Source organism: Neolewinella maritima, from assembly GCF_923081025.1.
Lineage (GTDB): Bacteria > Bacteroidota > Bacteroidia > Chitinophagales > Saprospiraceae > Neolewinella > Neolewinella maritima.
In genome coordinates, this window is the sequence record NZ_CAKLPZ010000006.1 from 1 (window position 1) to 24392 (window position 24392).

The 24392-nt window shown below is 56.9% G+C and carries 29 protein-coding genes; 20 read left to right on the forward strand and 9 right to left on the reverse strand.

All coding sequences use genetic code 11. From position 1 onward, the window contains the following. Positions 1–188: 188 nt before the first annotated feature. The 5 genes from MJQ68_RS16975 to MJQ68_RS16995 form a co-directional block, all read right to left on the reverse strand. Positions 189–1112, reverse strand: coding sequence for an ArdC family protein (locus MJQ68_RS16975; protein WP_238752357.1), 924 nt, complete (start codon positions 1110–1112; stop codon positions 189–191). Between the two features lie 301 nt (positions 1113–1413). Further along, positions 1414–1608 carry a hypothetical protein gene (locus tag MJQ68_RS16980; protein WP_238752358.1) on the reverse strand — a complete coding sequence of 65 codons (195 nt, stop codon included), beginning with the start codon at positions 1606–1608 and terminating at the stop codon, positions 1414–1416. Between the two features lie 620 nt (positions 1609–2228). After that, complete coding sequence (locus MJQ68_RS16985) at positions 2229–2516, reverse strand: hypothetical protein (protein ID WP_238752359.1); 288 nt, start codon at positions 2514–2516, stop codon at positions 2229–2231. 121 nt (positions 2517–2637) lie between these two features. Next, positions 2638–2811, reverse strand: coding sequence for a hypothetical protein (locus MJQ68_RS16990; protein ID WP_238752360.1), 174 nt, complete (start codon positions 2809–2811; stop codon positions 2638–2640). 97 nt (positions 2812–2908) lie between these two features. Then, entirely contained in the window at positions 2909–3424 is a 516-nt protein-coding gene (locus tag MJQ68_RS16995) for a JAB domain-containing protein (RefSeq protein ID WP_238752361.1), read from the reverse strand. A 1151-nt stretch (positions 3425–4575) separates the two neighbouring features. Here MJQ68_RS16995 and MJQ68_RS17000 point away from each other — a divergent pair. The 15 genes from MJQ68_RS17000 (at position 4576) to MJQ68_RS17070 (ending at position 16714) form a co-directional block, all read left to right on the forward strand. Then, on the forward strand, positions 4576–4851 hold the full coding sequence (locus MJQ68_RS17000; RefSeq protein ID WP_238752362.1) for a hypothetical protein: 276 nt from the start codon (positions 4576–4578) through the stop codon (positions 4849–4851). Continuing rightward, positions 4848–5159 (forward strand): DUF4134 family protein, encoded by a 312-nt coding sequence (locus tag MJQ68_RS17005; protein ID WP_238752363.1) that lies wholly within the window; start codon positions 4848–4850, stop codon positions 5157–5159. Before MJQ68_RS17000 ends, MJQ68_RS17005 begins: the two co-directional genes overlap by 4 nt. 93 nt (positions 5160–5252) lie before the next feature. Next, a complete protein-coding gene (locus tag MJQ68_RS17010) occupies positions 5253–5609 on the forward strand; it encodes a DUF4134 family protein (RefSeq protein WP_238752364.1) in 357 nt (118 codons plus the stop codon). Further along, on the forward strand, positions 5609–5923 hold the full coding sequence (locus tag MJQ68_RS17015; RefSeq protein WP_238752365.1) for a DUF4133 domain-containing protein: 315 nt from the start codon (positions 5609–5611) through the stop codon (positions 5921–5923). The genes MJQ68_RS17010 and MJQ68_RS17015 overlap by 1 nt, the downstream gene beginning before the upstream one ends. Positions 5924–5929: 6 nt before the next feature. Beyond that, positions 5930–8416: a TraG family conjugative transposon ATPase gene (locus tag MJQ68_RS17020; protein WP_238752366.1), complete on the forward strand. Its 2487-nt coding sequence runs from the start codon at positions 5930–5932 to the stop codon at positions 8414–8416. Beyond that, positions 8416–9108: a hypothetical protein gene (locus tag MJQ68_RS17025; protein WP_238752367.1), complete on the forward strand. Its 693-nt coding sequence runs from the start codon at positions 8416–8418 to the stop codon at positions 9106–9108. Before MJQ68_RS17020 ends, MJQ68_RS17025 begins: the two co-directional genes overlap by 1 nt. Positions 9109–9110: 2 nt before the next feature. Continuing rightward, positions 9111–9890: a hypothetical protein gene (locus tag MJQ68_RS17030; RefSeq protein ID WP_238752368.1), complete on the forward strand. Its 780-nt coding sequence runs from the start codon at positions 9111–9113 to the stop codon at positions 9888–9890. A gap of 4 nt (positions 9891–9894) precedes the next feature. Continuing rightward, entirely contained in the window at positions 9895–10524 is a 630-nt protein-coding gene (locus tag MJQ68_RS17035) for a hypothetical protein (RefSeq protein WP_238752369.1), read from the forward strand. Next, positions 10511–11281, forward strand: a complete 771-nt coding sequence (locus MJQ68_RS17040) for a hypothetical protein (protein ID WP_238752370.1) — start codon at positions 10511–10513, stop codon at positions 11279–11281. Before MJQ68_RS17035 ends, MJQ68_RS17040 begins: the two co-directional genes overlap by 14 nt. Positions 11282–11288: 7 nt before the next feature. Beyond that, positions 11289–12494 carry a hypothetical protein gene (locus tag MJQ68_RS17045; RefSeq protein ID WP_238752371.1) on the forward strand — a complete coding sequence of 402 codons (1206 nt, stop codon included), beginning with the start codon at positions 11289–11291 and terminating at the stop codon, positions 12492–12494. Between the two features lie 62 nt (positions 12495–12556). Next, complete coding sequence (gene traK / locus MJQ68_RS17050) at positions 12557–13180, forward strand: conjugative transposon protein TraK (protein ID WP_238752372.1); 624 nt, start codon at positions 12557–12559, stop codon at positions 13178–13180. 23 nt (positions 13181–13203) lie between these two features. Then, complete coding sequence (locus MJQ68_RS17055) at positions 13204–13581, forward strand: hypothetical protein (protein ID WP_238752373.1); 378 nt, start codon at positions 13204–13206, stop codon at positions 13579–13581. After that, on the forward strand, positions 13574–15034 hold the full coding sequence (traM, locus tag MJQ68_RS17060; RefSeq protein WP_238752374.1) for a conjugative transposon protein TraM: 1461 nt from the start codon (positions 13574–13576) through the stop codon (positions 15032–15034). Before MJQ68_RS17055 ends, traM begins: the two co-directional genes overlap by 8 nt. Before the next feature lie 31 nt (positions 15035–15065). After that, positions 15066–16148, forward strand: coding sequence for a DUF4138 domain-containing protein (locus MJQ68_RS17065; RefSeq protein ID WP_238752375.1), 1083 nt, complete (start codon positions 15066–15068; stop codon positions 16146–16148). Then, on the forward strand, positions 16148–16714 hold the full coding sequence (locus MJQ68_RS17070) for a hypothetical protein (RefSeq protein ID WP_238752376.1): 567 nt from the start codon (positions 16148–16150) through the stop codon (positions 16712–16714). The genes MJQ68_RS17065 and MJQ68_RS17070 overlap by 1 nt, the downstream gene beginning before the upstream one ends. 94 nt (positions 16715–16808) lie before the next feature. On the opposite strand, the gene MJQ68_RS17075 is transcribed toward MJQ68_RS17070, so the two are convergent. From MJQ68_RS17075 to MJQ68_RS17090, 4 genes are read right to left on the reverse strand one after another with little or no spacing between them, the layout of a single operon-like run. Further along, on the reverse strand, positions 16809–17069 hold the full coding sequence (locus tag MJQ68_RS17075) for a hypothetical protein (RefSeq protein ID WP_238752377.1): 261 nt from the start codon (positions 17067–17069) through the stop codon (positions 16809–16811). An 18-nt stretch (positions 17070–17087) separates the two neighbouring features. After that, positions 17088–17543 (reverse strand): hypothetical protein, encoded by a 456-nt coding sequence (locus MJQ68_RS17080; RefSeq protein ID WP_238752378.1) that lies wholly within the window; start codon positions 17541–17543, stop codon positions 17088–17090. Between the two features lie 24 nt (positions 17544–17567). Further along, complete coding sequence (locus MJQ68_RS17085; protein ID WP_238752379.1) at positions 17568–18425, reverse strand: BRO-N domain-containing protein; 858 nt, start codon at positions 18423–18425, stop codon at positions 17568–17570. 57 nt (positions 18426–18482) lie between these two features. Beyond that, positions 18483–19094: a tyrosine-type recombinase/integrase gene (locus MJQ68_RS17090; protein WP_238752380.1), complete on the reverse strand. Its 612-nt coding sequence runs from the start codon at positions 19092–19094 to the stop codon at positions 18483–18485. Between the two features lie 473 nt (positions 19095–19567). Between MJQ68_RS17090 and MJQ68_RS17095 the strand changes: the two genes are divergently transcribed. The 5 genes from MJQ68_RS17095 (at position 19568) to MJQ68_RS17115 (ending at position 24392) form a co-directional block, all read left to right on the forward strand. After that, on the forward strand, positions 19568–20242 hold the full coding sequence (locus MJQ68_RS17095; protein WP_238752381.1) for a response regulator transcription factor: 675 nt from the start codon (positions 19568–19570) through the stop codon (positions 20240–20242). 6 nt (positions 20243–20248) lie between these two features. After that, positions 20249–21511: a sensor histidine kinase gene (locus MJQ68_RS17100; protein WP_238752382.1), complete on the forward strand. Its 1263-nt coding sequence runs from the start codon at positions 20249–20251 to the stop codon at positions 21509–21511. A 62-nt stretch (positions 21512–21573) separates the two neighbouring features. Beyond that, the gene (locus MJQ68_RS17105; protein WP_238752383.1) at positions 21574–22380 is read left to right on the forward strand and encodes a phosphatase PAP2 family protein; all 807 of its coding nucleotides are present in this window, start codon (positions 21574–21576) and stop codon (positions 22378–22380) included. Further along, the gene (locus MJQ68_RS17110) at positions 22373–23173 is read left to right on the forward strand and encodes a phosphatase PAP2 family protein (RefSeq protein ID WP_238752384.1); all 801 of its coding nucleotides are present in this window, start codon (positions 22373–22375) and stop codon (positions 23171–23173) included. Before MJQ68_RS17105 ends, MJQ68_RS17110 begins: the two co-directional genes overlap by 8 nt. Before the next feature lie 46 nt (positions 23174–23219). Next, complete coding sequence (locus MJQ68_RS17115) at positions 23220–24392, forward strand: MFS transporter (RefSeq protein ID WP_238752385.1); 1173 nt, start codon at positions 23220–23222, stop codon at positions 24390–24392.

A 24392-nucleotide genomic window follows, 5' to 3' on the forward strand; every position in this document is an offset into this window, starting at 1 on the left:
GGGGCCCCCGGGGGGGGCCGCTTCTGGGGGGGGGGGGGGGGGCCTTCTGGGGGGTTTTTTCCCGCCCCCCTTGGGGGGCCCCCCGGAGAAGGGTGTGCCGGGGGGAGGGGGGGGGGGGGGGGGGGGGGGGGGGGCCCAAGGGGGGGGGGGGGGGAGGTTTCAATTCTCCCCCGCCCCTGCCAAACTCCTTACCGAACTCCCTTTAGCCAGTCGGTGGCTTTCTGCGCCTGGGCTGCAGCCTTGTAGACCAGCGTTTTATCGTCTTTCAGCCGCTGCAACCAGGTACCAATGTAGGCCGCCGAATTGTCAACCTGTCCCTCGATGCCGGTGAGGGCGCAGAGAAAAGCGGCCCCCATTTCTGCAGTGAGTTCTTCGCGGGCGTACCGTTCGCTTGTGGGGTTGATGGCTTCGGTGACGCCTTCGCGGTTCAGGCGGTTGGCGTGTCCCGTGGCGTGGGTCAATTCGTGGAACAGTGTCGAATAGTAGTCTTCGGGTGTACGGTAGCGGTTACCGGGAAACATGGTGATGGTATCCATGCCGGGAGTGTAAAAATTAGCGCTTCCGGTTGCGGTGGCCAGGGTGGGACCATCCGTTATGCTGAAAACGAATTTCTCCGCCTGTTCGATGGGGGTATGGTCAAAGGTTTCGACCTGTGGCAGGTCAAAATCTATACCCTCAACATCCTCCACGTTGAAGACGGGAAAGGACTTCAAGAAAGGTGTAGCCTTGACTTTGCCCCCCCGCTGGTGTATCTCCTGGGCCTTCCGCTCGCTCAGGCCATTACCGTCTTCATCCCGGTAGTACATTTTGAAGAAGTAAACCCGTTCGGACTTCGCACCCTTGCGTATGTTCCCCCCTAGGGTTTTGGCCTGTTTGAAGGTCAAGTAAGCGCCCTGAACGTGTGACCGCATGAAGTTGAGCAGGAAGAAGTTAATTCCCCGGTACTCGTTGCCGCTGACGTAGTTGTAGGCAAACTTTTGGTTTGCGCTTCCTACGGGTGATTGCCAAGGTACTAGCCCACTTTCGAGGGCTGCTATCACCCGGTCGGTGATCTGCTGGTAACGGTCTACGGGAGCGGATTTAGTGGCCTTGCGGCCCTTTACATTAGCCATGTGCTATGCTATTGTGAAAAGTGAACTACCGCTGGCACGGTAGGCGATCAATTGATTGCCCTATAAAGATAGCTTATAAATCAATAACAAACAACCAAATAACATTATTTTAATCATCCATATGTATCCCTTCTGAGGTCACTTTCACCCGCTCATTGCCGCCCGTCCCTTTCTTCTTTCTCGGCAAACCTCACTGACCATAGCAGCGGTAAGTTGTTATGGCCGGTCTTAAATCCGCCGCTACAATGTCGCCCGCCTCCCGCCCGATTACCCGCCGATTTTGACCCTATGGGGATCTTGATTAGTCGGCAACCCAACTGGGAGGTACTATGTCCGCTTCGTGGTTGATGCAGCACTGGCGCGTCTGCTGGCTACGGTCGTCGGCAGTAGTGAAGCAGTAGGCTTCGGTGAAGATTTCGGTGGTAGTTACTTCGAGCCAGAAGAGCTCGTTTTCTTCGTACTGGCGGCAAGTGGTGTATGCTAAATGACGGCTCATAGCTTGCTGGTTGTAGTCGGTTAGCGGGGGATATCCCCCTTTGTTGCCACCGGACCACTGGCCGAACTGCGGGCTAAGACAAGGGCAGCAGGATCATTATTTTTGAAGATGTGTGAGCGACCTGGAAAATAAAATCAGCCCGCTGGCGGAGCGCACCCTTGATGTCTCCGCTAGGCCAGTTGTTTCGTGGCTTCACGTAAGGGGAATTTCCCCTGCCATTTGACTGCGGCCAGATTGTACTTGCTTTAGGAATCGGGGTTGCGTCCGTCCCTGCTGCGGAGGATGCGGGCGGCTGCGGGGGTAGTGCTACGGGGATGGTACGCTGGCAGGTGCGGGCGGTAGGGTAGGGGAGTACTGCGGTCTGCTGTACTATGGCCGCTGGTGGGGTGGTAACCGATTACCCTATCTTTGCTCTTGCTATGCTATTGGCTTCCACCCGGGAGCAAATAGTAGCCCCAACTTCCTGGTAGAAGTTGGGGCATTTTTATGTTATACCTCTAGTACTGCAGGAGCATGGTCACCGGCTTCCACTGTCGGTCTAGCTCATTCCACTACTCAAATTCGGGGGCCGCAATTTCGCGGACCAGCGAAAGGGAGGCCGTTGTCAGAGGTCGGTAGGTCTACTGTTCTCCCCGACAGCGCATGTCGAAGGGTAAGTCCTTGGCGATGCAGTTGCGGACGACCTGGGCTTCGGCCAGCGGGTTCGTGCCGCCGGTAGCGCGGTACCGCTCCATCGCCTGACTACACCTGGGGTGGCGACCATACTGTTTGAGTCCGTCCTTCTTCGTCCGTGGTGACTTCTGCTTCCTGGCTGGCCGGGTAGCATCCGTGACGACCTGCTCAGGAGTCACCTCCGGAAACTCCGCCCGCATGAGCTCGGCGGCAAACAACGGGACGTGGGCCAGCATCCGCTTGGCGTCGCGCCGGCGACGCGCCAGCGACGCTACAGCCGACGGGTGTAGTACTGCTCGATGGTAATCTCGTAGTGCCGCGGGGTCGGCTGCTCGGCCGGTATAGTGATGTGGTGGCTCATGGCACGATCGTGCCGCGCGCCACCGCTGTAAGGGGGTAGCCCTGCGGTTCATCGACGATCAATAGGGGGATCGACTTCATGAGTCGGTCCAGTAGCTCTCGGTAATTCACTTCCTTTTTCTGCTTAGGGGAAGACTCTTGCTGCTTGGGGGGTTGGTTGGTAGGATGCATGGGTGATGGGTTGACAGGGGTGGTGGTCGGGGATGCGGTGGCCTTAGTCAGTCAGCACCCTGTGGGGTGGCGACTGACTGGCTGGGGTACGGGCCTATTAGTAGAAGTCCTCAAGGGGGTATCCCTTGATGGCGTCGGGTAGATGTTCGGCAAAGCTGTAATAGCCTCCGAACGGACTAAGGATGATGTGATCCAATACGGGAATGTTTTGGAGCCTACCGAGGGTGGCCAGTGCCATGGTCGCCGTGATGTCGGCGGCGGATGCTCTGAGGCTTCCGCTGGGGTGGTTGTGCGCCAGTACGATGCAACTTGCATTGCACTTGAGGGCCGCAGCCATAATGAGCTTAGTATCTACCATGACCGCGCTGCTACCGCCCTTGGTGTGCTTGTAGATACCGATGATGCGGCTTTGCCGGTCCATCAGAAGGACGAAAAAGGTTTCGTACAGTTCGACACTCTCCCAATCCCACCACTCCCGCAGGACATCGTATAAATCATCGGGGCTTACTACTGCTCTGCGGTCCCCGGGGGGGATCGCGGTGCTGTACGTCAGCTTGATCTCGGCTACGTTCAGGCTACCGACCTCTAGCTTTTCTAAAATCTGCTTTTTCAAGGTGCTACGCTATTGAAAATGAACTACCGCTGGCACGGTAGGCAACCAACTGATTGCCCTACTAAGGTACGTAAATAATCAATTACATACAATCAATTAACATTATTTCGATCCCTTATTTTCTCCCCTTTGAATCTTTTTTTCACATCCAAATTCCCACTACCTGCTTCTCTTTTCCCGGCAATAGTTGGTGAGCTCCACTGTCCTAACGTACCCCTTCACGGACGAGGGTAGGGGACCACAGTTCTGGCATCGGAAGTGAGGAAGGGCTTAAGGGTAGGAACGGAGCGCAGCGGCCCGGAGGGCTGAGCGAGTAGCGAATAGTGGATGGCCTGACCCGTAGGGGAAGCAAAATATGCTTGTGCATTATTTGCCTAACGGGAGGAAGTCAATTACCTTGCCCGAGTAAATTGTCAACAAGCACCTAACAACACATTCTTCTACCGGGAAAACAAAATACCCGGTTCCTCCACCTTCCTGGATTTCCCTGTCAGCTACCCTTAGCTGCGGCGGCCCTACCTGTCTCACGGGTACGTTGGCCCCACCTCCTCGTGCCCGGCACGTATAATTCGCCATCCGTTAAAGTTATAGAACTAACGTGAAAACGGTTAAGTTATAGCTCAAATATGATCTATTCCGTATATTCACGACTTAGATAACATCAAAAGTGTATCTTTCCGCAGTCTTACGCGCTTTGTTCTCGGAGAATTAGTTAAATTAGCTTCATGGACACATGGCTTTAACTACTAATTCTACACCTCAATCCATGCTTCTTAAAATCCACGTCAATGTTTTCAGGCGTTAGCTGGGGTCAGTTTCTAACTTTCGCAGTCCCCCTATTGGTTGGCTATGGTGTCGTGGTGATATATCTATTCTACCGCGATAGGGTCTCCAGGTCTGCTACCTCCTCCGGTCTGGTGGGTAAGCCAGCGCGGGACGGCTACCCGTCCCAAGACTTTGCAAGCGTGGTCGGAAAAACCCTCGAGCAAAAGGCTGGCAAGAATAATTCGGTGGCCTCACCGGCTCCCTCCCCGTTTACTTGCAAGGCTTGTGGTCACGTACACGGTACCCCGGCACCCGCTCCGCGCCTGAACAGCTACGGCCTTCCCATCACCAATCACGCTGCTCCGCCGATAGCTCCCGCTACTCCTTTGACGGAGGACTTCGACCTGGTAGACGGATCGGTTGACTTAGCCAGCATGTTTACCAACCTCGCCAAGGTGTCGTCGGGTATGACCACAGTGGCTAGTGGCACTCCGACAAACGAAGTGATCTCCGAAAAGGCCGAAGCCCTATCCTTATTTGCCAACGAGGATTTGATCAACAGCGAATTCACCTCCTTGCTGGCCTCGGAGCTGGATAAGGCTGCGCCGACCTTCGGATACTGTGCTGCTGATTCTCTGGAAGACTTAAAGACCGCGGCATGATGAATCGTAGAAATCCCTTTCTGGTCACCCTTATTTTGGTGGGTACCGTCCAGGTGTGGGCACAGTATCCAGTGCTCAATGAACCTAACGAAGCAGCCATTTTCGTGGGCGGTTCTGAACTCCTGACCAGCGTGCAAAACATCTGCTACGTGCTGGGTGCTATGTGCGCGATCATCGGTGCGCTCAGGACCTACATCGAGATTTTGGACGGGGAGGAAGACCTCTATTCCAGCGTCCGCAACTGGTTTGGTAGCTGTCTGGCCTTCATCATTTTCCCCATGATTATTCGGGCACTGGCAGGTTTCTGACTCCTCCGGTAGCCTCCAAAAAACCCCTCTTTTTGTTCTTTCCCACGCTGGGAAAGTATTCGAGCGAGGGTTCACTTTCACTAATCCCACTGTATGATTTCTTTTTCTAACTCCCGCCCTTCCGCTCGCTTTCAGCGGCTCTTCTTCACCTGCCTTGCCGTACTCTGCATCGCCGCAACCGACCTCGTAGGACAGCGTACTCTGCAGTCCGGTAGCGCCGCCCTCGCCGGCGTAGAAACCGGCTTGACGGGCTATATCCAGCCCATCACTAATATCTGCTACATCATCGCTGCCCTGGTCGCCATCGTCGGCGGCGTACAGGTGTACTCCAAGATGACCAGTGGCGATCCCGGTGCCGGTAAGACCGCTGCTTCCTGGTTTGGCGGCGCGGTATTCCTGATCCTGATCCCCACCATCATCACGTCGCTGTTCGGAGTAACCATGAACTAGTGAGGATTTACCGAGTCAGTCGGGGAGTTGGCAAATCACCGGAGATCTTTGGGTTATCCGAGAAATTCCTAGGCTACTTGGCCCTGGGCCTACTCCTCGGCTTTATCGCCTTTTTCATCTGCCGGGTGCTGATCGATTCTAACCTGATCGGGATCATCGTCTTCTTCGTGATCATCGGGGGGGCTTTCTTCTACTGTCAGAATATGTCGATCAAGCACGGCGAGCATGGCATGGCGAAACAGAGTGCCTACCAGAAGCGTCCGCGCATCCTGGTTACCCGCAGCCGCTCCGCCTTTCTGAACCTCAAAAAATAGTACGTTATGGCTACTGGCATTGCAGGCCGCATCCCCTCACGCAAGCTAGAGGACATCATGCCCATCATGGCGGTGGAGGACGACCTGATCATCAGCAAGAACGCGGAGGTGACCGTAGGTTTCCGGGTGGAACTCCCGGAGATTTACAGTCTCTCATCGGATCAGCTGGAGCAACTACACGTGGACTGGGTAAAGGCGCTGTGCGTCCTTCCCTCCGGTACCGTCGTGCATAAGCAGGACTGGTACTATGATTCGTCCTACGAACTGAATATCGACGAGACCGCTGAAATGGACATGAGTGACCGGGCCAGTGAACGCCACTTCAACGAGCGTCCTATCCTGCGTCACGAGTGCTACCTGTACGTGACCTTTCTGACCAACACCAAGCGCAAGGCGACCAGCCTAACCAGTACCCTCAACCGTTTCAAGATTGTACCCAAGCGGATCAGCAATCCGGGAGCCATTGAGCATTTCGCTTCGGTGGTTGGTCAGATGGAGCGCATCCTGTCCGACGGTGGCAAGCTGACCCTGCACCGCCTGACCTCCGACGAGATCGTGGGTACCCACACTCAGGCCGGGGTGATTGAAAAGTACCTGAGCCTGAATCCGAAGGCCGAACCGGTCCTGCGGGACGTGGACTTTCGCTCCGGCATTAAGATCGGCGACACCCGTTGCAAGCTCTTTACCATCAGTAATGCCGACTGCCTTCCCGGCACGGTTTCTCCGGGGGTGGTCGTCAGCAACGTATCGCACGGCGCGGCTAAACTGTACATGTCGATGGGCAACGCCTTCGGCGTGTACTGCAACAGTCCGCACATCTACAATCAGTACGTCCTCATTGAGGAAGACAAGGAGGTTATTGCCGGACTAGAGAGCCGTCAGCGGCGCATGGAGTCCCTGGCTCCCTACGCTCGCCCCAATGCGGTCTACGCCGCCCAGATCAACGAGTTCCTGCACGAGACCACTTCCTCCCAGGCCAACATCGTACAGGCCCACGCCAACCTCCTGGTCTTCGGAGAAACCGACGAAGAGCTCAAGCGATACAGCGGCGTGGTGCAGTCCTGCTTCTCTAAGGTGAACATCGTTCCCAAGGAGGAACAATTCTCGATGGCTACGATCTGGTGGGCGGGCATTCCCGGCAACGCCGGTGACCTGCCGCGGGAGGAATACTTTACCACCTTTGCGGGTCAGGCGAGTTGCCTATTCAACCTAGAAACGAACTACCGGTCCAGCGCCAGCCCCTACGGTATTCGGCTGGTGGATCGACTGACCGGCTACCCGGTCGCCGTGGACATCAGCGACGAGCCGATCAAGCGCGGACTGACGACCAACCGTAACAAGTTCATCCTCGGTCCTTCCGGCTCGGGTAAGAGCTTCATCGTAAACCACCTGCTGCACAACTACTACAAACAGGGGAGTCACGTCGTCCTGGTCGACGTGGGCGGCTCCTACTACGGCACCTGCCAGTACGTTGGTGGCAAGTACTTCGAGTACACCGAGGACGACCCCATCAGCTTCAATCCCTTCCGGATCGGGGAGCTGGACGTTCTGGATACCGAGAAAAAAGAAAGCCTAAAGACGCTGCTGGTCACGGTCTGGAAGTCGCAGAACAAGTCGGTCGAACAGGCCGAGTACGTGGCCCTCTCTACGGCCATTACCCTGTACTACAAGCACCTGGAAGCCCGGCCGGACATTCAGCCCAGCTTCAACACCTTTTACGAGTTCATGGACCGCGAATACCGTAGTCACCTGGAACAGGAAAGGGTACGGGAACAGGAATTCGACCTGATCAACTTCCTCTACGTCCTGCGTCCCTTCTACCGGGGTGGGGAGTTCGACTACCTGCTGAACTCGGACAGTGAGGCCGATTTGCTGCAGGAACCCTTCATCGTCTTTGAGCTAGACAACATCAAGGACCACCCGATCCTTTTTCCCGTGGTCACCATCGTGATCATGGACGTGTTCATCTCCAAGATGCGCAAGCTCAAGGGGACGCGCAAAATCATCTGCATCGAAGAGGCGTGGAAGGCCATCGCCAAGGAAGGCATGGCCGACTTCATCAAGTACCTCTTCAAGACCGTCCGTAAGTTTTACGGGGAAGCCTGGGTGGTTACCCAGGAGGTCGATGACATCCTGAACTCCCCGGTGGTCAAGGAGTCCATCATCGCCAACAGCGACTGCAAGATTCTCATGGACCAGCGCAAGTTCGCCAGTCGCTTCGACGAGATCGCCACACTACTAGGACTGAACGAAAAGGACGTGGCCCAGGTCATGAGCGTCAACAACAACCTGGACCCCCACCGCAAGTACAAGGAGTGCTTCATTGCCCTGGGGGGCGCGTACTCCAACGTCTACGGGGTAGAGGTTCCGCTGGAAGAATACCTGATCTACACCACGGAGAAACTGGAAAAGGAGGCCGTCGAGGACATGGCGCAGTTCATGGGTTCGTACGAGGCCGGTATTGTAGCCCTGGCTAACAAATGGCGTGCCTGATGAAACGTACCGCCAAATCTATTCTCGTAGGCCTGGTGCTATGCTCCAGTGGACTGGTACTGGCGCAAGATCCTCCTGCGGATCCGGGTAGTACCACTTCCCCCGATCCCATCGCGATTGTGACCGCCCACATCATCAAGGGACAAACCAACGCCGAACAGCGTAAAACGATCCGCCTGGAATGGCTTAGCGTAGCTTCCCAACAGGCCGAGGACGTACTACGTACCGCTGCCTTCCAGCGCATCATCGAGTTCATCCAGAAGAACCACGACCTGTTTGCGTCGATCTACGCCGGGCTGAAAACGGCCAACGGTGCCGTGGCGACCGGCAAGCGAGTCAGGGACGTATTTACCCTGCAACGCACTCTCCTGCTGCGCTTTGCCGATACCGGTCAGCTGCTGACCAAAACGGAGTACTTCACGACCGATGAGCTGCGCCACTTCACCGGCGTCCTCGACCAGATCATGGAGGACACCGAGGCGAATTTCCAGCTGATCGTCGCCCTGTTTCGGGGTGGCAGTGACGCACAGCTCACCGACCTGGAACGCTTCGAGGTACTCAAAACCGTCGAGCAACGGCTACTGCAGAACGTCCAGGCCGTCGGCCAGCTCAACCGCTACATCACCTACCTCAACACCAACCGGGCCGTCCAGCGCGACGGCGGTTTGGAGATGTTCACCCAACCCCGCTAGCTATGTGGTCCCCCCGCTCCTTTTCGTTCGCTGCCCTACTGCTGCTGTCGCAAGAAACCGCTGCCCAGATTACTAACAGCGGCAACCAGTACGTCACCGAAACCCTCAATCTGGACCCCCAGGCCATTCAGGCACTGATCAAGGCCGGCGACGCCCAGGGGAAGAACGTGCGGTGGCTCACCCTCGGGGAGAAGACCATGAAGTACGACCTGACGCTGAAACAGACGGAGGCCAAGCGACGCGAACGCGACCTGCAGCGGAAGCAACTAGCGGAGCTGTCCGAGGGGCTTCGCCGGACCAAGGAACTCTTTCAGAAATACTACGAGCAGTTCACGATGGTGAGCAATGCCGCCCAGACGGTGGCGGGCTTCCTTGAGATCGGCAAACGGGTCCGGTCGATCATCGAGATCATCGACCAGCTACGGATGCAATTCATCCGCATGAACCAGTTCACCGACCAGGAGCGTGACCTGATCGGTCGGACGCTTACGGCGATGATCGACCGCACAGAGCAGGTAGTCAAGGCATCCAAGTTTGCCCTGATGGGTACCAATACCTCCCAGGAGGAACTGGCCGAACTGCGTGCCGAGCACGGCAACTTCATGGTCACCCTGCGCAGCATTGACCGCACCGACCAACTCGCACTGATTGACCAGGAAATCGCGCTGATCATTCATGACCTGCAGGGCCTGGTTCGCCTCCTTTCTAATATTCAAACCAACCGTGAAAATGATACAGTACCTGAAACGGAAATCCTGCGTAGGCTTCTTAGCGACAATTAGTCTCTTGGTACTGGGATCACCCAGTAAGGGGATGGCGCAGAACTGGGACGATGTGGCCTTCTGGTCCGCAGATTTTGCCCTCAACACCATGCAACGTCAGGCTGCCGCCCAGCAGTTGGAAGAGTACCGCAAGACTTATGTCGTCCTGCGCGACGGCTATGAGATCGTGCGCGGACTGGTCAGCGATAACCATCAGCTGCACCAGGAATTCTTCGTCGAATTGGCTTCCATCAATCCGGTAGTGAAGAACTATTACAAGGTAGTTGAGACCAGCAAGATATACGGTCGTGAACTGGTAAACCTTAGAAGAGACGCACCACGCCTAGTCGGTCTGATTCGTAACACCGACACTTTCACTCCTGCTGAATTGGAGCAGGTGCAGCGCATATTTGACGGCATGGTGGACCGCATCGTTGGTGGTGCAGAAGACTTATTTATGGTTGCTACCAGCGGAGACGGAGACCTGCAAATGATGGACAGTGAGCGCATTGTACTCGTTGACCGGCTCTATGCGGAAAGTCTAGAAATCGTTTCTAGCATCCGCGACTTTCGGGTGCTACTGCTCAACCTCGCCGCCCAGCGCAGCGACACCAACGTCAACAACCTCGAAAGCCTGTTCCGTGTCCGTCCTTAAGCTCCCCCGCTGGTGGTCGGCCCTGATGGTTGTGGCCGTAGCTGCGCTACCGCTCACCGCCCAACTCGCCACACCCCCCTTTAACCCCGCTGAACCCGCGGTGCTTCGCCGGTCCAGCCAGGGCGTACAGGAACGGTTGGACACCCGGAAGTGGCGCAGCCGCTACAATCAATTCGAGCTGATTGTCCAGGTCTGGCAGATTTACTACGCCCGCAAGCAGGGAGCGGACTGGAAAGAGATCTTCCAGCAGGTAAGCGGCCTGATGGAGTCCGAAATCAGCCTCCATACGGACTACTACAATGGACTGTCCCAGGCCGATGCCCTGGTCACCTCCTACTACAAGGTCGATGATATCCGCAAGGAGTTCAAGGCGATTATCGCGATGGTACCCGCCCTGGTCGAGGCGACCAGTGACCGGCAGGTCTGGACGGACCTCGACGAAGTAAAGTTCATCTGCAACACCGGGCGGGAGATCGAGAAACAGGCCATCGCTACGCTTAAGTACGTCACCCTCGTATCGGGCGTTGAGATCGACGCCTGGGATGGGGTAGCGAATGCTGGGGTGGAATCCACCCGCGAGAAGTACTGGGCCAGCACGGCCGACCGCTTGCAGCACCTGGACCGGATGCAGAGTGAACTGACCACCCTGCGTACCCTCCTGGACAACCTTTACCGCCGCGCCCAGCAGACCACGCTTTCCCGTCACGCCCAGCAGAATGAGTACAACAGTGCCACCAAATTATTCAGCTTCAACTAACCCCGCCATGCCCAAATCCCTACTCCGGATTCTCGTTCTTGTTTTCCTTACCACCGCCACGGCCAGCGCCCAGACCTACGCGGACGTTGACCTGACCCGTGCCGACGCAATGTTGGAGCGGGTGTACGACAGCATCTTTGAGCGTGCGGGAATCTTCGTATCCATTGCTTGTCTGATTGGCGCAATGGGGGCTATCGTAATGATCTCTACCCATATCTATGGTCGGATGCTGGACCGTAAATCCATCTACCTCAGTGAGATCACGCGGCCCCTAGTGATCATGGCTGCACTCATCCTGTACACTCCCCTGGTTAACACGGTCAATCTCGTGCTGAGTCCTACGCTGACCGCATCCAAGGCACTGGTCAACGGCGAACGCGACGTACTGGACAACGTGCTCGAGGAAATGCTAAATAACGACGTGGAAAACGGGCGGTACGATGCTTACGTGGGCGACCTGGGGGAAGGCTCCTTTGATAAATACATCGAAGCCTACGGTCTGGAAGATGAAGCGGGGTTTATGGGTACTGACCGTATCGGCCAGTTTTTGAGCTGGCGGATTGAGAGCCATATGTACAAAATCCGGTGGGCAATTCGCAATGCACTGTTCTGGCTGCTGGCCTTCCTTTACACTGCGGTTGTCTTTTGCCTGAGTGCAGTTCGCACCTTCACCCTGTCGGTACTCGCCCTGGTTGGCCCCCTCGCCCTGGGCTTCTCGCTCTGGAAACCTTTTTCGTCCTCCTTTGCCACTTGGCTTGGTCGCTACATCGGCGTATACCTCTGGTTACCGGTCGCCAACATCTTCGGCTTCCTGATCACCACGGTGATGACGGAGTTCAATCTCGTCCACCTGGAAACCGTACAGGCGACCGGTACGGACATGGGCCTTTCGTCTCTGGACATCATGTATGCCATTATGCTCGTAACGGGCATTGTGGGTTACATCGCGGTCCCCAGCATCACCGCCTACGTGATTACCGCCAGTGGCGCTTCCTCCCTGCTTAGTGGTGCTGCCGGTGCCGGCAAAATGGCCGCTGGCGCAGTCGGCGGTGCAGTTATGACCGGAGGTGGTGCGGTGCTCGGCTCTGTGATCAGTGGCGGCGGTAGCGTCGCCTCCGCTGCCGGTAGTGGAGTTTCCAGTGTGGCATCTAGTGAAGCCTCTGCGGGTTCCTCCCAGGTTCCTCGCCTGGGTCCCGGCCGCCCCTCCCGGTAACCCCGTCATTCCCTTCCTTCCCTTCACCACAAACTACTTCTCTAGCTCTAAATCATCGCCTCATGTTGCAGTCTCTCAATAATATGGATAAGGTCTTTCGTCAGTCCCGCATCCTGACGATCGTCTGCGTGATCGGAATGGTGGTTGTCTCCCTAACCAGCGTTTCTTACGTGTACAGTGCGCAGCGCCAACAATCCCAGATCGTCTATGCCCTCATTGGCGAAAATGCGGTTAGCCTAAGCGCAATCAATGTATTAGAAAATCGACCCGTCGAAGCCAACAACCACGTCGAGCTATTTCACCGGCGCCTGTTCGGGTTGGATCCCGATCGGGAAGTCATTGACCGTAACCTGAACGCCGCGCTGAGCATGGCCGACAACAGCGTGCAAACGCTGGTGGATGCCTACGATGAGGATGGTTATTACCGGGGACTAATCAGCAGCAATATGTCGCAGTCGATCACTGCGGATTCTATCTACGTGGATATGGCTACCGAACCATACTACTTCCGCTATACCGGCGAGTTGACCATCACCCGCCCTTCCAGTATTGCCACCCGGTCACTGATTTCGGAGGGCTATTTCCGCAACGTCCAGCGCAGCCAGCTCAATCCCCACGGCTTCTTGATCGAGGGCTACCGGGTTCTAGCAAACGAAGACCTGCGCGTCGAAAAGCGCTACAACTAACCCCCACCTCCAAGCGAACTGCCATGATTTCACCTGGAAAAGAAAAGCTATCCGCTCTGTTTGATCACCCCGTCCGGTACCTGGACGGGTGGATCAACGGCCGTCTGGTGCGGACTTCCCTGCGGACCGCTTCACTGGTCCTGGTTTCGCTCTCAATCAGTGCCGCCTGCGGTGCTGGTCTTATCCTATACTTCAGCGGCGGTTCGATGAACGGGGTAGGGGCGATCAGCTCCCCTAGGCTATTGGATCATACCACCCGGTCACTCGGGGACAAAAACCCCTTGGAAACGCTCTACGACCTACGCCGCAATCAAGCCTTTATGGATAGCGTCGAACTGTTTGGGGTCGAGCGCATGGAAGAAATCTATCTCGAAAAACTTACGTCCACTAATCATGATTGATACCACCATTGATACCGCCGATCCCGCCGAGTTTGAGCGCAAGAAGAAGTTCTTTACGTTTCTTCCCCTGTTCGTTCTTCCCATCCTGATCCTGCTGTTCTGGGCCTTGGACGGCGGCAAGGGAAATGCGGCAGAACTGGGCGACGGCGGCGGCGGCGCTACTAATGGCCCGGTCAGCCAGGTCAAAACCGACCTACCGGGCGCAATCGTCGAGCGCGAAGAAAGTAAGCGGGGAGTCTACGAACGGGAAGCCAAGGAACGGGAGCGCCGCCGCTACGATATGGCGCGTGATCCGTACGCCGACCAGCTGCAGGAAACCGATAGTCCGGGGGCCATCGCCTCCGGAATTGACGCTTGGGAACAACGCTTCAACGCCCGTACTGGCAACCTGCAGCGGGAGCTGGATTCCTTTGATGAAGCGGTGGCCGGTGGGACAACTTCCCCCGCGCCGCCCGTTGCTTCGTCCGACCGGCAGCGTTCCAGTAACCGCAACCAACCAGCGGCTACTTCTTCCTCCCGCCGCCGCCGTAGCGCGGCACCCACCAACCTGGCCGCGGAGGAGGAAGACGAGCAGGTCCGTCAGATCGAAGAAGCGATCGCCAAGCTGAACGGGGGGGATGCTTTCGCTGCTTCCTATGGCACGGCCTTTGCCCCTTCCGGGGCAATGCCCGGTATGGATGCTGTCGGTAACGCTCCGGACGGGGGCATACCCATGACGGCCCAGGATAGCGCGGCCTACAAGCAGGTTGAAGCCCTGGACCGGATTATGGAAAGGGCTCACCAGTTGCAGTACCCGGAACTCGCCCGGGAAGAGATCCGCAAACGGTCGGAGAAGAACGCCAGGCACCTTTATCCGGTAGCCGATGCGCCCACCGCTGCCGGCGAGATCGAGATCTTCGGTGCCACTCCCCGCCGTGATACGGTAGCCCCCCCGGTCGCCCAGCGGCAGGTCGGCTTCTTCACGGACAATGCGGGCGATCAGTCGGACAATTTTACCCAGCTCACCGTACGCGCCCAGGTGCACAATTCGGCGATAGTCATGGATGGCTCTACGGTTAAGATGCGCCTGTTGGAGGACGTGTACGTGGCCGGTCAGCGCATCCCTGCCAACACCTTCGTCTACGGTCAGTGCGGCCTTCGGGGTGACCGGCTGAGCGTGGTGGTCAGCACCATCAACTTCCGCAGCAACGTCTACGACGTGGGCCTGAATGTGTACGACCTCGACGGTCAGGAAGGCCTTGCGGTTCCCGGCTCGGTAGAGCGGCAAATTGCCAAGCGGGAAGCTGCCGCCAGCGCTCGCAGGTTGGGGGGCACCAGTATCGGTGCGGGAAGCCTGACCGAACAGTTGGCCGCCCAGGGCACCCAAACCATTAAAGAAATCACCTCCCGAAAAATTAGTGTGATCAAGGTCGAGCTGAAGGCTGGTCACCGGGTAATCCTCCGCAATCAGTAACCCACTTTCTCTACTCCTAAATCATACCATCATGGATCTTCGGCGGTTCTTTTATCTACTACTCGTCTGCTTTCTTACCTGGCCCCTGGCCGCACAACACGGCCTCCGGTTACCGGATTCGACTCACGGTGACGACTGGCACCTGGACGTTAGCGACGTACACACCACCACCCTAATTTTCCCCCACGATGTAGTAAGCGTAGATCGGGGGACTGCCGATGTGCTTACGCAGACGCTGGACGAGGTGACCAACATCGTCAAGGTGAAGTCGGCCAGTGAAACGATGGAGCCGAGTTCCCTCACGGTAATCACTTCCGGGGGCATGGTCTACACCTTCCGCGTGACCTACGCGCGTAACCCCTCAACCCTGACCTATCACTTGGCTCCCCTCCGTTCGCCGGGTAAGCAACTGGCCCCGGCCTACCGGCCCGTGCAGCCCAAGGTCGTACCAATGAGCTACCTACCCGCCCAGGCGGAATCCGCTCCGGGGCTTGACCTGGTTGCGACCCCGACTATCTACTACCCTGCGGCGGTAGGTGCCGATCCGGAGGCAGTGGGTACGCCTACCCCCCTGCATATGCACTCCCTGCCGGACAGTACCGATAACCCCATGAGCATGAACTACGGACGCACGGTGATTAATACCGAATCCCTGTGGACGGCCAGCAGCCGGATTCATGATACCCGGACGGACGGCACGGTCGCGACCGACAAGGGATCCGGATCGGATCTCGCCCTGAATGATATCTGGATCATCGACGATATCATGTTCTACCGCTTTACCCTGTCCTGCACATCCAACGTCAGCTACGATATTGACTTCTGGCGGTTCTACGTGATCGATGCCAAGCAGACCAAGCGTACTGCTGTTCAGGAACGCGACGTAGATCTGCTGCAGGTGTACACCGCTGGTCAGGAACCTTCCCACATTGGAAGCCACCAACTCCGTACTTTCGTAGTGGCCGTAAACAAGTTCACCATCCCCGATCAGAAGCGGTTGGTACTCGAGGTCTTTGAGGCAAACGGTGGTCGTCACCATTCCCTTAAGATCAAGAACAAGGACATCGTCGGCGCGCGTTTAGTATCGCCTTCACCCATCAATCAAGTCAAGTAATGAAACGCCTAAATTACCTGTTGCTCCTGCTGCTTCCGTTGGCTTACTCCTGTGACCCCTCCAACTCTAAGGAGGAAGAAGAGAACCTGTGTGCTGCCGGTGATGCCCTGGATCAACTGAACTGTAAAGTCGGCGTAAGCGACTGGCAACTCAAATCGGTCACCTCCGACGTGCCGCGGACCGACTCTACCCAGTCTACTACGGACTGGCTCGCATTCCGTCCTGACTGCTACGAGGATGGCTTCTTTGGTCTCAACGGCTTCCTGCCTACCAGTGAAGACGGAGAAGTCCTAAACGTCTACGAACTGGGCAATGCAAAATCACCTTGCTTAGATTCACGCGGTAGCACCATAGAGTCGGATACTGATTTCAAGAGTGCTACAGTACTGATTGATCAAGATGCTTCCCTTTTCTTCTACGGGATCCCGTTCGACGGACGCGGCGGCGTCGATGACACTTGGTACAACATCGAGTACAAGCAGGATCAGTACCTGAACTTCCGGGTTGATAAGATCTACAACGACGTGAACTACCGGTTGAAGATCGAAATGGTCCCCGCCAACTAACTGCCGGAAAAAGAGAAAGCTAGTGGTGAATGAAATTAGAAAGCCCCTACATCAGTGATGTAGGGGCTTCTTCGTTGGTCGATATTTCTTTCGGTCAGTCCACCAGCAGAAAGGGGCTACTCAACCGCTCGAGGGTTTCCTGGTAGTTGACTGGTCGCTTGGGCGCTGTAATCTCGAAGTTGTCGATCGTGCGGTTGTCCTCATTACTGAGTAGACGCACCGTACAGGGCTGCGCTGCCTTGCCTTCCTTGAGGCGCGCGAAGACCGAACTGGCTTTTAGCAACCCTTTGAAATCCCAGGTCACTTCGCCCTGGTCTGTGGTTATGGTTATGCGGTATGCTAGTTGATCACTCATGGCTATGGATTGAAGGTGTTAATTCAGGTTGTGATTTTGGGGGAAGGGAAGATGGAAGTGCCGGTACATGCGGTTGCGCACGACGCTGGTCACCGCCTCGTCGTAGCTCTCCTGGCTGATCGGAAAGAAGCGGAACTTTAGGTGCTGCACCCCGTAGGCCACGTTGCGCTGATTGAAGGATTGAAGGCGTTCCCGCTCGGAGCTTACGTCACCCAGCTGCGTGATGGCAATGGCGTCCCACGTTCCTTCACTATCACGGTAGATGATGTGGTAGTGAGTCAGCTGTGTTTGTGCAGGCAAATCTCCCGACAGTTCCACCAGACAGTTTTCTATGTCGTTGGTCAAAGACCGACACTCGGTTCCTTCGTCCTTCAACCACAGAATAGATCCATCGATTCCCCAGGTGAAGCGCGCGCGAAAGCCGGGTCTGCGGGGGTCGTTCGTGTTGGTTGGTGCCACGTCTGGTTGCTTCATAATTGAGATAATGCTTGCTTTTGTCTAGTTTTTCTTCTTCGCGGCTAGCCGAGCCTGCTGTTTAGCTACCCTTATCTGATCCTTTCGGTTTGCGGTCGAAATCACCTTCTGACCAGACTCTAATTCAAACGCTTCCCGGGCCTTGCCGGCAGCGGTCCCCCCTTCAATTGCCGCTTCCTTGTTTTCATAGAACCCAAAGGCATCTTTCTCAATCGCCTTGCTGGTGGTTCCAGCTTCACCCAGCATCGTAAAAATCAGCTCCAAATCGGTCATGTGATCGCGCAGAATTTCACGCTTTAATTTCTTCAACGCCTTATGGTCTCCCGGCTTGATCCCAAAGGTGTTTTGCGCGATCTCCGCAGTCAGGATACTGTATTCCAGCCCCTTCTCTACGCCGCGATTATCCCACTCATCGGTCAACGTTTTACGGACATTGATGGACTGCAGCCGCTTGATGATCCAGTCATCGGGGTATCCCATCGCTCTATATTCCTCCTTCATCCGGTCTAGAGCCAATTCTGGATTTTCCAGTTCTTCGATACGCTGCTTGCCAACTTTTGCCAGCCACCGTTTGAACGGTTCAGCCTGTGGAGAGGGAACCGACTGGATGATGCGTAGCATGTGCTCAAAATCAGCACATTCCGTATCGCGGTTCTTACCGTCTAATGCTACCATTTTGAAGTGTCGACAATCTGTCGACAGATCAACTCCCGTACTTTCAAGCTCGCGCTTCTTCATCCGGTACCAGTAGTCACGGGTATTAGTGCTTTGACTCAGCACTCCGATTACGTCAGTGACCGCAAACCACCACCTTTCCTTCTCCCAGACCCGTCGAATCTCCTTGCCCTCAAAAATTGCTAGTCCGCTGTGTTCTTCTGCCATGGTAGTACGCTTTATGATTGGTGAGTTTAGATAAGTGATGGGCCGGCTGATTGGAGATCAGTGCTGCCAGAGTCGTTGGGCGATCGCGGTTTCTTCCTGGCCGACGGCCCGGCCATATACTTCCATCATATCGCGGGAAGCCCAGCCAGCCCAACGTTGGATCATATGCTCCGGAGTACCCAACTCCTGATGCTGAATCACAAAGCTGTGACGCAGTCCCTTTGGGGTAGCCTGTACTCCCTCAATACCTGCTGCGGCCATGACCGCGCCGATGGTTCGCCAGCCGGTAGTGCGCGCAAAATCCCAAATCTCCTCCCGTGCTTTGGTTTTATCGCGGCCTCCCTGAAAGTCCTTCACCTTGTGTACATCGTCCAGCTTAGCTAGATAGGTAGGGGGGAGGGGGACGAATCGGTGGACCGCTTTGCGGCGTTTAAGGGTACGAAAGATGACGCCGCCAGCTCCGAAGTCGATATTGTTGTAGGTGACGGCCAACCCTTCGCTGATCCGGCAGCCGGTGTAGTAGAGCAACAGGGCAAAGGTGCGCTTTTCCCGATCGTCCGATTTTACCAGCGCTCGGTCGATGGCAAAGAAGTACCGCCGACGTTCCTCGGTAGTTAGGTACTTACGGTTCCCTTGTTCATCAAAGAGGTCGTAATCGGGTGCGGCCATGACGTTGAAACTCTTCCTGTGTATAGTGTTTCAAATATAGGGAAAGTTTCCTGGTGGTGCAAACGTAAACGCTGGGTTGTGGGGTAGGGGAGGGACAAATTTTGAAACACTTATCCTAATAGTGTTCCATGTCACGAGGGTTTAGGGGAGAGGTCTATCCCTTTTTCCTGCGTCGGAGCTGAAGTTATGGAAGTGTAAATGGCCGCGTTTGTGAAAACGAAGATCTCTATTCTGGAGGTATCGCGCTTTTAACGGGGATAGCGGCTTGACCGCTTACCTTACCCCATAATCAGACTTAGTAAAAGGATGTTCCATCGAGGGAACACCGTGCTCGAAGTCCGCAATCATTGGGCGCGGACGCCGGGTGCATGGCCTCCCTTTACGAGCCAATCATGCAGGCGGGGCCAAAAGTGGAAACGCTCTCAGTCCCGTCCTCTAAAGTGTCTCCAAATTACCGCTACACTTTTGTACGTATGAAAATCCTCCTCATCGAAGACGAACCCGACCTGGCCGGCTCCATCTCGGGCTACCTGGCGCGTGATGGCTACCTCGTCGAATCGGTCGCTACCCTGGGGGAGGCCTACGATAAGTCGGGGGTGTACGAGTACGATTGCATCCTGGTCGACATCGGGCTGCCGGACGGTAACGGCCTCGACCTGATTGCCCGGCTGAAACAGGAGCACCAGCGGGCCGGCATCATCATTATCTCGGCCAAGGACAGTATCGGCGACCGGATTGCCGGACTGGACCTGGGGGCTGATGACTACCTGCCCAAACCCTTTCACCTGGCCGAGCTCAACGCCCGCATCCGGGCCCTGCAGCGGCGGAAGTCCTTCGGTGGCGAACGCCTGATCGAGTACGGAGACGTACTGGTCAACCCCACCGAGCAGCGGGTCACGGTAAACGGGGAGGATGTCAAACTCACCCGCTCCGAATACAACCTGCTGCTTTACTTCTTGGCCAATCCCCACCGCGTAATCACCAAGGAAGGCGTCGCCGAACACCTTAGCGGTGACGATGCCGACCTCCTCGACCGCATCGACTTCATTTACAGCCACATCAAAAACCTGCGGAAGAAGCTAGTAGAAGCCGGGGCGGAAGACTACATTCAGAGCGTCTACGGTGTGGGCTATAAGTGGTCACGCTGAGTCCGTATGAAATTACTCCAACGAAGTAGCCGCTATTACCTTCTCTTCTCGCTACTCATCTTTGGCGTGATTGCCCTGGCACTGATCGTGGGATTACGCTATAGTCTCAACCATACCAGTGACGAACTACTGGCGAACACCCGCTTGCCCCTCGCCCGTGAACTGGCTGGCCGTCCGCTACGCCCGCGGATGGAGATTATGGATGAGATCATCGAATTACAGCCCATCGACCGGGTTACCGACCGGCAGTCCTTCCGGGACACTATAATCGAAATGTATGACGTCGAAGAAGCTGAGCTGGAGTTAGAGCCCTACCGCAAGTACACCTATGAGAGCCCGATCGGTGATACCCCCTACCGCATTTCGATCAGTCTGAGCACGGTGGAGAATGAGGATATTACCCGCACCGTGTTGGGGGTTGTCCTGGCCGGCCTGCTCCTATTCCTGTTGGCCATCAACCTGCTCAACCGCTACCTATCCATCCGGCTGTGGAAACCCTTTTACGGTACGGTGGCCGAGATCAAGGCGTTCTCCGCCCGTCAATCCGTTACACCTGCGTTCCCGCCCTCGGAGACGGACGAGTTCACCGACCTCAACCGCGAACTGCAACGGATGACCGGTCAGATGCAACGCGAATACGATAGCCTGCGTCAGTTCACCGAGAACGCAAGTCACGAGATCCAGACGCCCCTGGCCATCATTCGCAACCATGTGGACCTGCTACTGCGCGACTCCGACCGGCCGGAGGCGGACTACGGCAATTTGCAACGCATCAGTGAGGCCGTATCCCGTCTGAGTAAGCTCAACAAGACCCTGCTCTTACTTACCAAGATTGAGCACGATCAGTTTCCCGACGCCGCCCCATTAGACCTCTACTCCCTAGTGTCGGAAAAGCTGAAGCAACTTGCTCCCGCACTGGAGGAAAAAAGCATCCGGCTGACCACCGGCTTGCACCCCCTCACGGTGCGCCTGCCCCCGGCCCTGGCCGATGTACTGCTGAACAACCTGCTCGGCAACGCCGTGCGCCACAACCTAAAGGGGGGACAGCTGGCCGTTACGTTAGGTGACCGCCAATTGGTAGTGGAGAATACCGGACCGGATTCCAATCTGCGGGGGGAACAGGTATTCGATCGCTTTCGCAAGGAAGGTACTGACACAGATTCTTTAGGATTAGGCCTGGCACTGGTACGAGAAATTTGCGACCGCTTCGGCTTCACTATTCGTTACGACCGCGATGGACGACTACATAAGATGACGCTCACCTTCTAATCTCCAAGCTTTCTCCAAGATCGGCCGGCAGCTTTGTGCCCTACTAAACCCCACCGATCTTCATGCTTTCTACCGCCCTTCGTCGCGCCCCACTTGTTACCCTGCTGGTATTGCTACTTACTTCCGCTACGGCCACCGCCCAGCAGGGTAGCCCCTACTACCTTTCGCTCAAGCGCGACCTGCTCTACGGCGGCGTGGCCACGGGCAGCGTGGTGCTGGGTGACGTACTGCGCAGCCGCACTCCCGATATCGTCCTTGCCGACCTGAGGCTGGGTACGATTCCCGGTTTTGACCGGGCGGCCACCCGCTTTAGTTCGGAGAGGGCCAGGAAGGGGAGCGATTATGCCCTGTACGCATCCGCCGGCCTTCCGATACTACTAATAGCGGGTGATAGAACACGGAGAGATGCCGGCAAACTGGCCATCCTCTTCGCCGAGACCATGGCGCTCAACCAGGGGCTAACAAATATCGTCAAGTCGGTGGCCCTGCGTCCACGCCCCTACGTCTTCGACGAAAACCTGGCCCCCACCACCGTGATCCGGAGCAACGACTGGGCCGCCTTCCTTTCCGGCCACACCAGCGTCTCAGCCGCCGGTGGTTTCTTCTTCGCCCGGGCCTTTGCCGATTACTACCCAGACAGCAAGCTCAAACCCTACGCCTGGGCGCTGGGGGCCGGCCTGCCCGCCCTGACCGGTTACCTGCGGATTCGTGCCGGGCAGCATTACCCCAGCGACGTGGTAGCGGGTTACGCCCTAGGAGCGGTGGTAGGCTACCTGGTGCCGGCCCTGCACCGCAAGCCCATCGCAAACCAGAAAATCACCCTGGCCCCCGCCGGTTCCGGCATCTACCTCAGCTACCGGTTTGAGTAGCCCAGCCCGAATACAAGGGGTACTACTGCTCGTACTGGCCGCCCTTACCCTTACGGCACAGGATAACCTGCCGTCAGGCCCTTACCGACTAAAGTGGTCTAAGGACCTAGTGATCAGTAGTACCGCAGTGGGGACAGTCCTGCTGAGCGACGAGCTGCGCCGGCGGGTGCCAACTATTTTCCTCTCGGAGCTTACCCTCGGGCGCATACCGGCCTTCGATCGGTTCGCGGTAGACTACAGCTCGGAAAGTGCGCGTAAGGCAAGCAACCGCACCCGCGACGCATCGACCTACCTACCCCTGGCCCTCCTGCTGGGTAAAGGACCCCGCCGCGACGTACTGAAGCTGGCCCTGATGTACGGACAAACCGTAGCCCTCCGGCGCGGGCTAACCAACATCGTCAAGTACAGCGTGCGACGGCCCCGCCCCTACCTGTACGATACGACCCTGGACCCGGCTACCGTAGTAGAAAGCTACGATCGGGAAGCCTTCCTCTCCGGGCACACGAGCGGCTCGGCGGCTACCGCCTTCTTTTTCGGGCGGGTGTTTGCCGATTACTATCCCGACAGTAAGCTCAAACCGTACGTATGGACTTTAGCAGCCGGCCTGCCGGCATTCACCGGTTACTTTCGCATCCGTGCCGGACAGCACTACCTCAGTGACGTGGTGGCGGGCTATTTACTGGGGGCGGCTATCGGGTATTCAGTGCCTTTACTCCACCGCTCGCCACGCGCCCGCGAGCGCTTGACCCTATCGCCTACGGGCCCTGGAATTTACCTGTCTTACCGTTTTTAGTACATGTGGGTGGGGACGCAGGTGCGATAGATACAGTGATAGAGCTATGAACCGAACACCCAAAATCCTCAGCCGTACCGTGGTCCTGCTCGGAGCGATTAGCTTGTTTACGGACGTGGCCAGCGAGATGCTCTACCCCGTCATGCCGCTGTACCTGGAGAGCATCGGGTTCTCGGCAGCGGGTATCGGCCTGCTGGAGGGCATTGCCACGGCTACGGCGGGGCTGTGTAAGGGGTTCTTCGGGCAGTGGTCCGACCGGCTGGGCCGGCGGGTGCCCTTCGTGCAGTTGGGCTACGGCATCAGCGCGGTGGCCAAACCCCTGATGGCGGTATTCACCGTACCGGTTTGGGTGCTCTTCGCCCGCACCGCCGAGCGGCTGGGAAAGGGTATCCGTACGGGTGCCCGCGATGCCTTGCTCTCCGGCGAGGCGCGACCGGAAACCAGGGCGCGGGTGTTCGGTTTTCACCGGGCGATGGATACGACGGGGGCGGCCATCGGTCCGGTGCTCGCGCTGCTGTTCCTGTGGGCTTACCCGGGACAGTACCGGCTGCTTTTTCTCCTGGCCGGGGTGCCGGGCATACTGGCCCTGGCCGCTACCCTATTGCTCAGGGAGCGTGCCGTAGTGCCCTCTCAACTTGCATCCCGGCCGGGGCTGCTACAGTTCGTTCGCTACTTCCGGACGGGTAACCGAGACTACCGCCGACTGCTGATCGGCCTGACGGCCTTCGCCCTGATCAACAGTTCCGACCTGTTCCTACTGCTGTTGCTCAAAGAGTTGGGGTTGAGCGATACGGCCCTCATCGGTTGGTACATCTTTTATAACCTGGTGTACGCCCTGGCGGCGTATCCCTTCGGTAGCCTGGCGGATCGTTTCGGGCCGAAACGCGTATTCATTGGGGGACTGCTGATTTTTGCCGTGGTTTACGGTTTACTGCCGTTGGCCACCGCACCCTGGATGTTTGCCGTTTTGTTTGCGCTTTACGGCATCTACGCCGCGGCTACCGAGGGGAATGCCAAGGCCTGGATCAGTCACGTCAGCCCGCAGTCCGAGATGGGTACGGCCACGGGGGCCTACGGGGCCTTCGAGAGCCTGGCCGCACTGGGGGCGAGCTCGGCGGCGGGACTGGTATGGTTGGTGTACGGTCCGGGGATACTATTCGGTGGCACGGCGGTGCTGACGCTGGGAGTGGTGGGCTACTTCAGCACCTTGCGCCGGTAG